The sequence below is a fragment of the Escherichia whittamii genome, assembly GCF_014836715.1.
Classification (GTDB): Bacteria; Pseudomonadota; Gammaproteobacteria; order Enterobacterales; family Enterobacteriaceae; genus Escherichia; species Escherichia whittamii.
Genome location: NZ_JACSQI010000002.1, coordinates 11,865 through 25,955, shown reverse-complemented (window position 1 = coordinate 25,955; position 14,091 = coordinate 11,865). Strand labels below are relative to the sequence as shown.

The window sequence follows — 14,091 nt, the reverse complement described above, 5'->3', positions numbered from 1 at the left end:
CATAGGAATATTTCGCCGACAGTTTCCCGGTTGTCGGCGAAATGCTGATTGTAATTTTTCGGCAAAGGGCATGGACGATTTCTTTTCGTTATTCTGCATATTGCTTACCTTCCCAAATTTCTCCAACCGTTAGTTGGAGAAATTAGATGGGTCGTAAATCATGAATAAACGCCTTGATCTATTCGAAAAATGAGAATTGCAACTTTCAACGCCCCCTCTTCTGAGTCCATTATCTCAGAGGACGCTTTCCACTGTAATGCTCTGTTTGGTTCATTGCACCAGTTTAATGCTGCACTTTCGTTACCTTCAAAAAGATCAATAGCCTTTTGTATAACATCATTTTTTGTCAGCATGTTTTACACCTGAAGTTGTGGGAATTCTGCTCAAAGTGCCGCTGGCCAAAACATATTGGGCGCTGGTCTGTGGCGGCAAAATGGTGTCACGTAAAAGATACAGATGTTCCCGTCTATTTTTGCCCAATAACGTGCCCCGGGTTCAGTTTTTTTGCTCGGGACTAAAACGCTTATCCAGATCAGCCGCCAGCTGTTCAATACTCTTCGTTGAGCCTTTATAAATATACCAATCAAACTGTTAAAAACTCGTTCAAATTCGACCAAATATTATTACTGGCTGATATTAGTTCGGTTAGGCAAAGCGCAACAAACAACTAAGAAGTGCGCCTCAAAAAATTAATTGTAAGGCGCCCCCCTAAAACACATTTATTCTGTTATATTTCTTGGCAACATAGAAAAAGATGCTTGAGACAATCCTGCGCGCTTGAATTTATACCGTATATATGTTGACACTTCCATCTCATGGTTTGACAACAAAATCTGACGATCTGAAAGCTCTACCCGTAACAAATCACTCAATGAAGCAATGTTAATCTCATCCATTGACTGTACTGGATCATCAATCAGTATAAATGGATTAAGCGCATATACCCTATTCAATGTTAGGAAAAATGCCAAACCTAATGATGCGATTTGCCCACTACTCATAGACAGGATTGCATCATGATCAGACTTCAGCGCAGTATTGAATTTGAGTATATCTCCTTTACCGCTCACTATAAACAAACCTAACCCACGCTGATAATTCTGTATGAGTCTTCCACTATATATATGGAATAACAGCTCTATATCACCAATAGTCTTTTTCGCATACTGTTTCGCAGTGTCGTCCAATTGCCGCCTAAGATTAACAATTTTTGCTTTTATTTTTTTGCCAGCTTCAATCCTAGAACTGAGCTTATCAAGCTCCGCTACTTTGGACTTGTACTCTTCGCTTTTGAATTTAGAATGAGCGGCTCTGAGATAGGATTCTTTATTTTCAAAATCTGAAACACTAAGTGAGGTTATATCTGATGCGTTCAAGAAAGCCATCTCTAAGCTAGATGACCAGTCTAAAGGGAGCACATCCTTTTCTGGTTTTTTAGCTGTAGCAATAATCCCTTTTGCTTCATTAAACCGTAACAGCAGAGCTGCATCATCAGCCGTAAAACTAAGATCTTTTGATACGCCATAATTTACCAACTGCAAAGCCACTTCACTTATGATTGAGAACTTAGATTCTGCTGCTGTGAGAGCCTTAAAAAGCACACTATCGAAATCTTTTGCAACTAGGTCACGCTGCTGTGTGAATGCTGTTATCTGTAAATTTAGTAAGTCCTGTATTGACCTTACTGTCTCCTCCAACTTCTGGGCAGAAGCATCTATTTCAGATCGAATTCTTTCCGCATTATTTACAGCGGCTTCCTCTAACGCAGCGTAAGTCGCCCATGATAACCCACAGAATGGACAACCGGAAATTTCCAAATCTTCACATTCTTGGTGTCGCCGCAGCAACTCTGCATGAGCATTTAGTAAATTTACAAGCTTTGCGTTCTTAGCTGCACTATCAGATTTAATTAGATCCCGTGCCTCAATGAGACTATTTACACCAACCAAATCAGCAGCGTTCTTAAGACCGTTTAGGTCTACTTCATTTATCTCTGAAGCTGGTTTTCTGAATATCAAAAGATCATGATCCAGCCCAACTAGCGTTGACTCCTTTACTTTCAGACCTTCATATCCAGCTACTTCAGAACCCAACTGAAGAGCCAACTTTATATCGACCTCTCTTTTTAAAAACGCATCAATATTACTATTAGCCTTTCTCGTCAGAACTTCATCAAAGTTCTGATATATTCTAAATATATTCCGTAATTCACGTATCAGAGTTTCAATATCTGTATCATTTACAGCCGATAGAGGCTGTTCAACATCCCAACCAGGTGACGGCGTCGCGGTACTTAACCGCTTGAAGTCAAAGGAATTCTCGGCATCTTGAAACTGACCACTAAGCTGTTTAATTTTTTCATTCAACTCAGCCTGGAGGTCAGTATGCACTTTCCCCGTATAAGATTCCGTAATAATACTTTCTAACTCGGAGCAATATGATATCTGTCTCGTCAATTTATCGGTATTAATAAGATGCTCAATGCCTTTTTTTCTTTCAGTGGCATCCGTCGAGTACAGGTATCTATTCTGCCCTTGCTCAAGATAGTTCAATAAAGAGAAATTTTTTAAGAAGTTCTCTCCTAGAATACTCTCTAGTGCTTTAGAATCAAGACTCTCTCCAAACTTATCGGAGTCTATACTGCTTATTTCGTAAAGCTTAAAAATAGAGAAGTTATCAGGTGCATTATTATCCGGGTTCGATAAATCCGCTATGGTAGCAACACGAGCTAGGAAAATTGACTCTCCTGAATCTTGATTTATGAGCTCAGCTCTAATAGCGATGTCGCCCTCTTTATTTCTATTCCAGTATATGTTTTCTTCAAATTGTTTTTTGCGCGAACGTTTTGCAACTGTTGCATCATTTGTATTGATAATTCTTTGTATAACGCCAGTAAACAAAAGCTCCAACGCATCAAATATGCTAGTTTTTCCAAAACCATTGGGGCCATCCAAGGTAATCATGGAGGCAGATCGAAAATCAATAGATGTATTTTCAAATGGCTTGAAATTTTCAATCTTGAGGCTGGATATTTTCCATTTCTTCATGAATCAGAGTCTCGATTAGTTTGTCTGCTTCAATCCCAGATGCAGAAGCATTAAAGATTTTGAGATGAAGACCGGTCAATTTTTTCTCGGCGAGTGCTTCCTTTACATAAATATCAAGCGGCTTTAGTGAGCTTTCCTTAACAGGAACCTTTACAAATGGAAGCTTTATAAAAATTCTCGCCGCGACGCTATATAATGTAGGCGATAGTGGTTGATCTCGATATTCTGCAAACATCCTATCATCGACAACAATCGCTGAAACGCTTTCGAAGTTGTGCCCTTCTAACAACCTAAGCTCTTCCTCGCTGTAATAAAGAAAATATTTTTTAAAATAATATGGATTCTCTTCAATTCCAAACACCTTACTCTCAATTCCATTAAAATCAGCTCGGTGCCTTAATTTATGCAAAATAATCAGATCGGTATTTTTATCGAAAGCAGGATCAGATTTGAATGTTTCAGGAGCATACAGTAACACTAATTTATTCAGCACCTGCGGTGATGGTATATTTTCACACTCAACCACAGCGAGGAATCGCTTCCTATCTCCACTATCCTGACTAAAATAAGTCAAAGACTTATAATCAACACCTTCAAGACCAGCTAAAGTTTCTCCTGCCGAATACTCTATGGTGACGTCATCTGCTTTAGAATAGTCGCCTGTATTAAACAAAGTAAACTCATGTTTCAAGGCAGCCTGTAGAACAATATCTTTAATCATTCAACTTCACCCTCGCCTCTTCCTTTGAAATTATTTTTGCATCAAAGGCTTTAGTTATTTTGTTACGATCCTTACCCATCAATGAAAACTCATCTTCTACAGCATCCCGCGAAGCTCCGGTAGCTGCACAAAATCGCTCAGCGGGTGAAAAAATATTTGCTCTAGCTGCGATTAGCCATTGATATTCAACTAAGATATCTATCAGCTCTGGATCGCTTTTCAGCTGCTCTATTAGATCTTCAGCAAACCTATGCTCCCGTCGAGCATTGTCTGCCGAAATTGCTGTTGGCAAATAAAAATCTCCGGCAGAGCACCTATAGTAAGGAGGCTTTTGCTCACTCAGTGGCGCTTTATCTATATCGTAGATCACATCCACATAATCATAAACACTGTTCTCACTCACGACCATTGTGGAAGATCCAAAACATAACGACTTCCACAACCATATAAATGGAGTATCACCCAACTCTTTAATCTGATCGTAAACATTTGCAACTTTTTGAATAACAGTTCTATCTGCTGTTTTTTCCATTGTATTGGTATACCCATACAATGATTTACAAACGGCCATCCTGGCTTGGAACATTTTGTATACAATGTCGTCTTCATGGGTAGCGGTGAGGCTTAATAACTCTACAATCTTCTCACTTTTTAAAGTTTGAGTAAACGCGGCTTGTGCGGCGCTCATTAACCCATCCTGATTGCACGCGTGTATATATATTACTTGAGCGGCAATATGACTCTGCAAAGCCTCGAACTTCAAATTCACTAAAAAATCACTGCAAGGTAACTCTTCGGAAACCAGGTACTTCTCAATTTTTGATTTCGTTTTTTCTTCAACATCTTGGAGATAGCAGTAAGGCAGTCCATCGTAAGTATAAAATTTAACGACATTCCCATTGCTGCCAACAAAATCAGAAGCATCATCAAGGCGCGCAGATGTATGAAAATATCTTTTGGTAGTCTTATCACACAACATATATGTAGATGCAGCTTTTTCGAGAGCCTCCCTATAGGCAGCTCTTTTATCATCTGCTAGCGCTTTTACCTGATGCGTAGAAACTGCAACTCCATTTTCAATTATCGAAAAATCATCAATGCTGTCGATTTGCAACTCAAACGACATTTTATTGAGCACACATTCTATGGAATGATAAAGCGCTAAATGCCCTTGATAAATAAACCCACTCCATGTAGGTGCAGCTGTATGAGGATGGGAGGAAGCCGATTTCGACATGCAATATGTCCTAGGCAAATTTAGAGACAGAGTCAGAAGTAACCTTCTAACTCAGTAGAATATGATCTTAATTTCTGTATCCGATGTTTATATTTTTTGTTGAACGCGCCCAGCGGCGTTATGAAAACTTCCTTGATTGTCATTTTTATGCATTCTCTTGAGCGATATCGCTATGATATCACCGAATGTAACATACCTGTAGGGTCAAAAAAAGGGTCAGCCAAACATTCTGGAGTGTTCGGTATCGTTGGTACCATTCATGCAAAATGGACTTAAATCTTAAGAAAGACACTCCATTAGCTTAAGCTTCCCTACCTTACCCTACCAATACACCTAGCCAGCCGTGAGAACGCTACCGCCATCAGAGGCATTAGTCCCGATTAAGTATCGATGCAACCAAATGTTACCAAAATTCATGAATTGTTCAAGAAGGCAATCAGATAATCCCTAAAGCTTTATGGGCCTGGTTATGCGATTACATTGGGAAATGGTTCATGAACAGAAGTAGAGCAAGCTGCCAAGAAATGCTCATAAGAGGCGAATTTCCTGTTAGTTCATGAAGCCACCTGGAAGTGAATTCATCTTTCTATTAAAAATATTCATTTAAAGCAAAGAGATATGTCATCTGTGGTTTATGAACTGGATTCTCGCTCAACATAAGTTAAATGGTCAATTGAATTGGATAAGCAACGTTTTACACCCACGTCTCGCCTCGTAGAGTCAGCAAATTACTACCCTACTGTCAGAATCTTGATTCCCCAGGATGCTGGAGCTCTTTTTCGATTTTTTAAGTAGCTACAGCTGATGGTTATCCCCCAGCCTGTATGGCTGGGGATCCCCTGGAGGGTAACTAGATATTCTTATGGAAGAAAACGTGTAACTTTTGCGTCGCCTGATCAACGTATTCAGGCACCCAATATGTCTCAATGTGAGTAGCACCATCGATCAGGAAGAGTTCTTTGTCCTTCGTACCGGTAGCTTTAGCGAACGCATCTTTAGTCATATAGAGCGTATCCGCTTTTGAACCGGCAATCATTAGCAGAGGTTGGTCCGTCACGTCAAAGTTCATCAAGTCTAACAGACTGCTCGTGGTGTATTTAAACGTTGAGTTTGGATGTGCGTGGGTTTTCCAGTAGTACTCGTAGCCCTGGCGATATAACGCAAAAGGTAATTTAGCGATCTGTTCATCAGTCAGGTTGGCATCACCGGAGTAAAGCACTTCGCCACCGGCTACTTCCTGAGCTCGTGCATCTGAAGCCTGCTGAAGACGTTGCTGAATAGTATCCAGCTGTGAATCCTGCATACCATTGCGCCGTACAAGTCCTGAATTAAACATGCTAATGGTTGCAATCGATTTGAATCGTTTGTCCGTCTCGGCAGCAACAAGTGAATACCCTCCTCCCCCGCAAATCCCCAACAAACCAATACGGGTGCTATCAACACTGGGATACTGGCTGATGAAATCAGCCATACCGTGGATATCTTCAATACGATTCGCAGGTTTGTCTACGTTACGTGGCAGCCCTCCGCTGGCCCCTTGATAAGCAGCATCGGCGGCGATGGTAATATACCCGTGTTCAGCCAGGCGTTGGGCATATAATCCGGCGACCTGCTCTTTTACGCCACCATTAGGGTGAGCCACCACTATTGCCGGATATTTTTTCGCAGGGTCATAATTAGCAGGTGTATACACATTCGCTGCAATCTGAATGCCATGCAGATCATATTTCACAGGATGGATATTGACCTTGCCTGAGACATTTTCGGTGATAGCCCCGTCATAGACGAGAGTAAACGGGTTCTTTTTGTAATCTGCTGCATTTGCTGAAGTGATACCGACGACTGCCGTCATCAGCATTGCACTTAAAAGTGTCAATTTCATGGTTTCTCCCGATAAAAATGCGTGTTCATGAGGCAACCGAGATGGAACATTCAGACACAGAGTAGAGAGAAAAAGCTGTCAGCATCATGACCGCTAAATAACATTTTTGTCAGGAAACCCCCAGCTCATCGTGTTTTCCGTTGACGACGGTTGAAATACGCTTTCCCGGGTCTGATTTATGAATCAGACTGATTAACCCTATCGGTCAGGCTCTCTCAAATGAACATAAATATGTTGCTATACTCATTCTGACTTAAGCGGCTGTGATATACCCCGTATAAAATAAGTCACTTATAACAGTTCGACAAATAAAATTCGCAGCTTCTGAGTTGATAACTATTATATATACCATGGCAAGGATATTAATATGGCGACACTTGAGCAAGTTATTATTTTCTTTCTTCTTATTGGCATTGGCGTTATAGCACGTAAAGTGGGAGTTATTACACAGGGAAATACGCCCCAACTCACATCTCTTGTTTTTAACTTTGCGATGCCAGCCATTATACTTTCCGGTGTTACGACTGACCAGCCACATATTTCCGGAAAGGAACTTTCCATCGTACTTGCATCCGCATTCACTACGCTTATTTTACTGATTATTTGCAGTCGTATGCTGGCAAGAATTTTACGCTATGAAAGAGAATACCATGGTGTGATTACTGTTATGACAACATTTACTAATGTTTCCATGATGGGGATCCCAATGATTTATTCTTTATATGGCGCCGAAGCCATGATTTATATCACTGTATTTTTACTCCCATATAACTTGTTGTTCTTTTCATATGGTTATTACTGCATGAAAGACCAGAGTGGTAATGCTGAAACTCTTAGCTTTAAAAATATGTTAAACGTTATCAATCCGGGGATTGTTGCCTGTATTCTTGCTTTGCTTTTATATATTTCAAATGTGCATATTCCTTACATCATTGCACAACCAATAAAAATGCTGGGCGCAATAACTGGCCCGGTTTCAATGCTACTGATAGGCTCATTCCTGTTAGACATCGAATGGAAATCTGCCTTTAAGGATGTGAAAGTATGGATATTCACTTTTTTTAAAATGGTCATCATTCCGCTTGTTATTATATCAATAATGAAGTTATTCATTAACGATGGGCTACTGTTGGGTGTCCTGCTTGCTGCGGTAGCAACGCCAGCTGGTGCAGGAACTCCCTTATTAGCTCAGATGTTAAATAAAAAAGTTTATCCGTTAGCTCTTAAAGGTGCGACATTAACCACACTGGTGTCACTTATTACGATGCCTCTCGTGGCAATGATGACAGGTATCGGATAAACCAGGAACGCTATTTTAAACCATAATAAAACATCAGAGATAATATATGAACCATAACACTCTATTCAAAAAAACGGTCGGTAATATCTTGTTGTCCGGACTAATATTTGCCGTTTCTGGTTGCGCAACGCACAGCATTCAGAGTCAAAGTACAGAACCGCATATTGTATTACAAACTCAGGGAAGCTTTGCTGTGGGAGGCACTACAGTCAAGCATTCAGGAACATTTTCAGAACAAAATTTTCTCTCCCCTGATGGTCAAACCGCTTATGGCGATCATGCTTATGTCTTCTACCAAATTCCGGTAAATGCACATAAATATCCGCTGGTCTTCCAGCATGGCGGTGCTCAAACAAAAAGAACATGGGAAAGTACACCAGATGGACGCGATGGATTTCAGAATATTTTTCTGAAAAAAAATTATAGTGTTTATCTCGTTGATCAACCCCGTATGGGGGAAGCCGGTTTATCAACCAAAGATGATACAGGTAAAAATCCCTGGGCGGGCAATCCTATGTATGCCGACAAGACGTTTTTTCTGTTGTCCCGCGTTGGCAATGAACATGGCGTATTTAAAAATTCGCAATTCCCTGACAATCCTGCAAGTATTGAAGCATTCCAGCGTTCCTGGAATCCCTATTCAGGGGAACTTGATAATGACCTGAATGCGAAAACACTTGCACAGTTATTTGAAAAAATTGGTCAGGGTATTTTAATCACTCACTCGATGGGCGGTACTATTGGCTGGAGAACGCCCTTTTATACCGACAATGTAAAAGCCATTGTTGCTTATGAGCCAGGCGGAACACCTTTTATCTTCCCGGAAAATGAGATGCCTGTACCGGTGAAGACGACATTTGCACCATTGAGTGCTTCCGCGATGGGTGTTCCCATGAACGAATTTCTCAAACTCACGCGAATCCCAATCGTTATCTATTATGGCGATTTTATTGCTGAAAAACCGGATACTGCCGTTGGCCCGGATAAATGGAGAAGTGAATATGAAATGGCAAAGCAATTTGTTATGACAGTCAATCGTCACGGTGGAGATGCCACCCTTGTCCATCTTCCTGATATTGGTATCAAAGGCAATTCTCATTTCCTGATGGCGGAAAAAAATAATCAGGAGATTGCCGGGATACTTGCATCGTGGTTACACGATAAAGGACTCGATAAATAAATCAGCACCCTAAAACCATTGATGGAGAGGGATAAATATTATGCGCCTTTTACTTATAGAAGATGAAGAGAAAACCTCGACGTATATCAGTCGTGCATTGAAAGAATCAGGGTTCATCGTTGATATTTCAGCCGATGGTCCTGAAGGGCTTCATTACGCACTGGAATTAGACTACGACGCGATAATTCTTGATGTGATGCTACCGGGAATGGATGGTTATCAGGTACTGGAAGGCGTCCGGGCCAGAAAACAGACCCCCGTGCTGATGTTGTCAGCACGGGGCTCGGTCGACGAACGTGTCAAAGGGCTTCGTATGGGCGCGGATGATTATCTCCCTAAACCCTTTTCTCTCATTGAATTGGTGGCGCGTATTCAGGCGTTGGTGCGTCGCCGCCCTACTGATGGCGCAGACATCACCCAACTGCACATTCAGGATCTGCATCTCGACTTACTGGCGCGCAGGGTATTTCGCCGTGGAACGAGATTGGAACTAACTGCGAAAGAGTTTTCCCTGTTGAGCCTTCTGGCCCGGCATCAGGGAGAGATTCTGTCAAAGATGATGATTGCTGAACAAGTCTGGGACATGAATTTTGATAGTGATGCCAATGTGGTTGAAGTCGCTATAAAACGTCTACGCGCCAAAGTTGATGCCCCATTCGATGTTAAGTTGCTTCATACCGTTCGCGGCATGGGGTACGTCCTCGAAGTCCGGCCTGAGTGAATAAAGGGGATAAGCATGCTCAAGCGTTCCATCTCTGTCCACCTGGCGCTGATGTTTGCTTTATCCGCGCTGCTGATTGTTTCCGTTATTGGTATCCTGCTCAGAAGCTCTTTGCATGATTCCTTGCAAAAACAGATGCACAACGAACTGTTGTTCAGGGAATCATTGATGAGTCCGTGGATCACCGCGCGAACCTCGGCCGATGGTTGGTCCACGCTTGCCAATAAATTCACCGTATTAACCAATTCCGAAGGTGAGCGTGTTCGCTACTGGATTGTCAGCGATAACCCGCGTTTTAGCGTGGGAGGAATGCCGCCGGTGGGAGTTCAGTGGTCTTCTTTACGGGAGGGATTTAATAAAGTGCCCGGCACATCAGAGGGCGCATGTTCACTGTTTTTGTTAGTGAAAACGATCCCGGCAAACGGTGAAAGACCTGAGTTACGTTATGTGGTCGCCATTGATTCCACGCCGTACATGGGAACGCTCAATGCCTTTACGCGGACACTGCTGATCATTGCGGCTCTGGGCGTAGCGATTGTCGCCCTGCTGGGCTACGTTGTTTCAAAGATTGGCCTGCGTCCGGTTGGTATGCTCAGTAAGCAGGCGCAACATCTCGCCCCTGGGGACCATAGTCAGCGACTGGACGCCAGAGCCTTGCCCGAGGAGTTGCAGCAACTGGCATCATCATTTAATGGCGTGCTGGAGCGCCAGGAAATCGCCTGGCGGCAACTCGAAAGTTTTAATGCCGATGTTGCTCATGAACTCCGCACGCCGCTGACTAACCTGATTGGCCAGACGCAACTGGGGCTGTCACGACGACGCTCTCATGAGGAACTGGAAGAATTATTGGGCTCGAATCTGGAAGAGCTTGAACGTATGGCATCCATCGTCAATGACATGCTGTTTCTGTCTCATGCCCACGCGGGAGAACAGGCTTCTCAGCTTAAACAAGTCTCCTTGCGAGAAGAAACCCTCAAGACAGCAGAATATGTCGAGCCTTCTTTTACAGAAAAACAGCTTTCGCTGGATGTTGAAGGCGATGTCATTGCGCTTATCGATCGACGGCTGTTCCATCGCTCACTGGCCAATTTACTGGAAAATAGCGCAAGACATTCCCCCTCCAATAGCGCGATTACCGTCCGGTTAAGCGAAAGGGATAATCAGGCCTGTGTTGAAGTTTCCAATCCAGGCGATCCGATAGCACCTGAGCACTTACACCGGCTTTTTGAACGGTTTTATCGCATCGACACCTCCCGAGCAAGAAGTGATGCCCATCATGGGTTGGGTCTGTCGATTGTGCGCGCCGTCGCTATTATGCACCGGGGAGATGTCTTTGCCCGTAGTGAAGGTGGCATCAATACATTTGGCCTCACGTTTGCGATACAAGCGAATAAAACGGCGGGCAATTCGCCTTCAGGCACTGAGTCTGGAGCAACGTTAACTGACAAAATTGTCAGCGAGGCGTCAGCCTGACGACATGTCACGCTGATTAGAATCATGGCATCCCCTCCCATCACCGTAGATAAGGACGCTTTGTATGATCAGACAGTTACGTTATCTCGGGCTACTACTGCCTCTCTTCACAACTTCATCCTGGGCTGCGGAGCAAAATTCCGCTGTCCATATCGCTCCTGCCGGAAGCCAGACGGCGGTGTATGGCTCGGCGGAGAACTTTACCGGTCGTGTCCGGGTTGATCCGCTGTTCAGCGCTGACAACGACATCCATGTTTCCGCGGCTTATGTCACCTTTGAACCAGGTGCCCGCTCCGCCTGGCATACGCATCCGGCAGGTCAGCGGCTGATAGTGACCTCTGGTGTTGGACTTACCCAACAAGAAGGCCAGCCGGTACAGGTGATCCGTGCTGGCGATGTTGTCTCTTGTCCGGCGGACATCAAACACTGGCATGGGGCGGCTCCCGGTAGTGCGATGACACATCTGGCAATAACCGGCGTGGTGGATGGCAAAAGCGTTAACTGGAAGGAGTTAGTGACAGATGAACAATACCCCGCCCATTAGGATATTAACGGCAGCCGTGCTGCTAACCTTTGGCTTTGCGCTTACCGCAAATGCTGCGCTCATTAATAAAGGAGTCACCGAAATGAATCATGAATACACGGTTTCGGATACACTGTCAGCTCGCCAGCAGGCTATTCCGTTGATTGCCGTATCAATGGCCAGCAGTCAGATGGATAAGCTGAATACAGCGATTAATCAGGGACTTGATGCAGGACTCACGATAAACGAAGCTAAAGAAATTCTCATCCAGCTCTATGCCTATACGGGATTCCCCCGCAGCCTGAATGCACTGAATGAGCTGATGAAAGTCGTCGAAACACGTAAACAACGTGGCATCGAAGACATTGAAGGGAAATCGCCGATCGCCCCGATTCCCGTCGGGGATGAGCTTCGCCGTGTCGGTACCGCAAACCAGACGAAAATTTCAGGCGCGCCTGTTCAGGGGCCACTGTTTGATTTTGCGCCAACGATAAATCAATTCCTGCAAACACATCTGTTCGGCGATATTTTCGCTCGCGATAACCTCGACTGGCAAAGCCGTGAACTGGCAACAGTTGGCGCATTAGCAGCCACGCCAGGCGTTGAAGCCCAGTTACTGTCACATACGCGAGCAAGTATGCGAGTCGGTCTGACGGCAGCACAGTTACGACAGTTGGCACAGGTTCTGCGTGAACATGGCGACAATGATGCAGCTATAAGGGCTGAAGAGGCATTGCAAAAAGCGCTTGCGAACAAATAGAGACGGACTTCATGCAGACTCTCCCCCCGATCAGAGCACATACGTGATTCATCCTCCGCATTTATGAATCCGCCAAATAAAGGCAATCAAGGGGGCGAAATAATTAACGCTGGCAACTCAGATATGATTAAACGGCAACCATAACAGAGGATGTAATCTTGAAAACGGTCTTAAAAATGCTGGCCATCTGCATGATGGCAGGTGGCCTGGCGGCGCAGTCGGTATACGCCGAACCATTGGTCATTCGGGAGCAAGGAAGTTTTTCTGCCGGGGGTACCATCATCACCGCACCGGGAACATTTGACGCGAAAAAGCCGTTGGACTCAGCAGGTCAAACTTATCATGGCGATCATGCGTCGGTGTTCTATCAAATACCGGAAAATCCGCATAAATATTCCATAGTTATGCTGCATGGCGCAGGCCAGTCTTCCCGCACCTGGGAAAGTACGCCGGATGGTCGTGAAGGATTCCAGAACATATTCCTGCGCCGCGGATTCTCCACGTATATTGTCGATCAGCCGCGTCGGGGTGATGCCGGACGTACCACTGTAGAAGGTACGGTTACACCAAAACCAGATGAGCAGATGTGGTTTAACCAGTTCCGTGTTGGCGTCTGGCCAGAGTATTTTAAAGGCGTCCAGTTTCCCCACGACAAAGAGGCACTAAATCAGTATTTCCGCCAGATGACTCCGAATACAGGGCCGTTTGATGTCAATGTCATTTCTGATGCGATGTCTGCCGTAGTGGATAAATCAGGCCCGGCAATTCTCTTTACTCACTCTCAGGGTGGTGGACCAGGCTGGTATACCGCGATGAAAAACAACAAGGTCAAAGCCATTGTCGCCTTCGAGCCTGGTAGCGGTTTTGTGTTCCCGGAAAAAGAACTCCCTGCCCCTATGCCAAGTGCGTTCGACACGCTGAAGGGGGAATCCGTGCCAATGGAACAGTTTATGGCGCTGACTAAAATCCCGATTTTGATTATTTACGGCGATAACATACCGGATAAGCCTGTAGCCATGCCAGCCCAGGACAGCTGGCGAGTACGCCTGGCAATGGCGCGTAAGTGGCGTGACGTGGTTAACATGCATGGCGGGGATGTGACGGTGACGCATCTGCCTGAGGCTGGAATCAGAGGTAATACCCACTTCCCGTTCTCCGACCTGAATAATGTGCAGATCGCTGATTTGGTGAGTCGGTTTTTGAAAGAGAAAAATCTGCAATAGCTATTTTAGAAGATCACCTTAACC

General features: G+C 44.2%; 12 protein-coding genes. 7 read left to right on the top strand and 5 right to left on the bottom strand.

Annotation, left to right across the window (positions count from 1 at the left end; all coding sequences use genetic code 11):
• Positions 1–158: 158 nt before the first annotated feature.
• The 5 genes from H9644_RS02865 to H9644_RS02845 form a co-directional block, all read right to left on the bottom strand.
• The gene (locus tag H9644_RS02865) at positions 159–353 is read right to left on the bottom strand and encodes an MbcA/ParS/Xre antitoxin family protein (RefSeq protein WP_047668632.1); all 195 of its coding nucleotides are present in this window, start codon (positions 351–353) and stop codon (positions 159–161) included.
• Between the two features lie 366 nt (positions 354–719).
• Complete coding sequence (locus H9644_RS02860; RefSeq protein WP_191773066.1) at positions 720–3,047, bottom strand: AAA family ATPase; 2,328 nt, start codon at positions 3,045–3,047, stop codon at positions 720–722.
• Positions 3,013–3,768 carry an ABC-three component system middle component 1 gene (locus H9644_RS02855; protein ID WP_100757158.1) on the bottom strand — a complete coding sequence of 252 codons (756 nt, stop codon included), beginning with the start codon at positions 3,766–3,768 and terminating at the stop codon, positions 3,013–3,015. Before H9644_RS02855 ends, H9644_RS02860 begins: the two co-directional genes overlap by 35 nt.
• A complete protein-coding gene (locus H9644_RS02850) occupies positions 3,761–5,005 on the bottom strand; it encodes an ABC-three component system protein (RefSeq protein WP_124053351.1) in 1,245 nt (414 codons plus the stop codon). The genes H9644_RS02855 and H9644_RS02850 overlap by 8 nt, the downstream gene beginning before the upstream one ends.
• An 850-nt stretch (positions 5,006–5,855) precedes the next feature.
• Positions 5,856–6,863: an alpha/beta hydrolase gene (locus H9644_RS02845; RefSeq protein ID WP_404825845.1), complete on the bottom strand. Its 1,008-nt coding sequence runs from the start codon at positions 6,861–6,863 to the stop codon at positions 5,856–5,858.
• 391 nt (positions 6,864–7,254) lie between these two features.
• Between H9644_RS02845 and H9644_RS02840 the strand changes: the two genes are divergently transcribed.
• From H9644_RS02840 to H9644_RS02810, 7 genes are all read left to right on the top strand, one after another.
• Complete coding sequence (locus H9644_RS02840; RefSeq protein ID WP_191773060.1) at positions 7,255–8,187, top strand: AEC family transporter; 933 nt, start codon at positions 7,255–7,257, stop codon at positions 8,185–8,187.
• Positions 8,188–8,233: 46 nt separating this feature from the next.
• The gene (locus H9644_RS02835; protein WP_191773057.1) at positions 8,234–9,367 is read left to right on the top strand and encodes an alpha/beta hydrolase; all 1,134 of its coding nucleotides are present in this window, start codon (positions 8,234–8,236) and stop codon (positions 9,365–9,367) included.
• Between the two features lie 40 nt (positions 9,368–9,407).
• A complete protein-coding gene (locus tag H9644_RS02830) occupies positions 9,408–10,088 on the top strand; it encodes a heavy metal response regulator transcription factor (RefSeq protein ID WP_191773054.1) in 681 nt (226 codons plus the stop codon).
• 15 nt (positions 10,089–10,103) lie between these two features.
• Positions 10,104–11,561 (top strand): heavy metal sensor histidine kinase, encoded by a 1,458-nt coding sequence (locus tag H9644_RS02825; protein ID WP_191773051.1) that lies wholly within the window; start codon positions 10,104–10,106, stop codon positions 11,559–11,561.
• A 64-nt stretch (positions 11,562–11,625) separates the two neighbouring features.
• Positions 11,626–12,105 (top strand): (R)-mandelonitrile lyase, encoded by a 480-nt coding sequence (locus tag H9644_RS02820; protein WP_191773048.1) that lies wholly within the window; start codon positions 11,626–11,628, stop codon positions 12,103–12,105.
• Positions 12,083–12,844: a carboxymuconolactone decarboxylase family protein gene (locus H9644_RS02815; RefSeq protein ID WP_191773045.1), complete on the top strand. Its 762-nt coding sequence runs from the start codon at positions 12,083–12,085 to the stop codon at positions 12,842–12,844. The genes H9644_RS02820 and H9644_RS02815 overlap by 23 nt, the downstream gene beginning before the upstream one ends.
• A 158-nt stretch (positions 12,845–13,002) precedes the next feature.
• Positions 13,003–14,067, top strand: a complete 1,065-nt coding sequence (locus H9644_RS02810; protein WP_191773042.1) for an alpha/beta hydrolase — start codon at positions 13,003–13,005, stop codon at positions 14,065–14,067.
• Positions 14,068–14,091 lie beyond the last annotated feature (24 nt).

What these genes read in the sequence shown, in the direction of transcription:
- H9644_RS02865 (WP_047668632.1), bottom strand. Translation starts at nt 353, where the DNA reads ATGCTGACAAAAAATGATGTTATACAAAAGGCTATTGATCTTTTTGAA.
- H9644_RS02860 (WP_191773066.1), bottom strand. Translation starts at nt 3,047, where the DNA reads ATGAAGAAATGGAAAATATCCAGCCTCAAGATTGAAAATTTCAAGCCA.
- H9644_RS02855 (WP_100757158.1), bottom strand. Translation starts at nt 3,768, where the DNA reads ATGATTAAAGATATTGTTCTACAGGCTGCCTTGAAACATGAGTTTACT.
- H9644_RS02850 (WP_124053351.1), bottom strand. Translation starts at nt 5,005, where the DNA reads ATGTCGAAATCGGCTTCCTCCCATCCTCATACAGCTGCACCTACATGG.
- H9644_RS02845 (WP_404825845.1), bottom strand. Translation starts at nt 6,863, where the DNA reads ATGCTGATGACGGCAGTCGTCGGTATCACTTCAGCAAATGCAGCAGAT.
- H9644_RS02840 (WP_191773060.1), top strand. Translation starts at nt 7,255, where the DNA reads ATGGCGACACTTGAGCAAGTTATTATTTTCTTTCTTCTTATTGGCATT.
- H9644_RS02835 (WP_191773057.1), top strand. Translation starts at nt 8,234, where the DNA reads ATGAACCATAACACTCTATTCAAAAAAACGGTCGGTAATATCTTGTTG.
- H9644_RS02830 (WP_191773054.1), top strand. Translation starts at nt 9,408, where the DNA reads ATGCGCCTTTTACTTATAGAAGATGAAGAGAAAACCTCGACGTATATC.
- H9644_RS02825 (WP_191773051.1), top strand. Translation starts at nt 10,104, where the DNA reads ATGCTCAAGCGTTCCATCTCTGTCCACCTGGCGCTGATGTTTGCTTTA.
- H9644_RS02820 (WP_191773048.1), top strand. Translation starts at nt 11,626, where the DNA reads ATGATCAGACAGTTACGTTATCTCGGGCTACTACTGCCTCTCTTCACA.
- H9644_RS02815 (WP_191773045.1), top strand. Translation starts at nt 12,083, where the DNA reads ATGAACAATACCCCGCCCATTAGGATATTAACGGCAGCCGTGCTGCTA.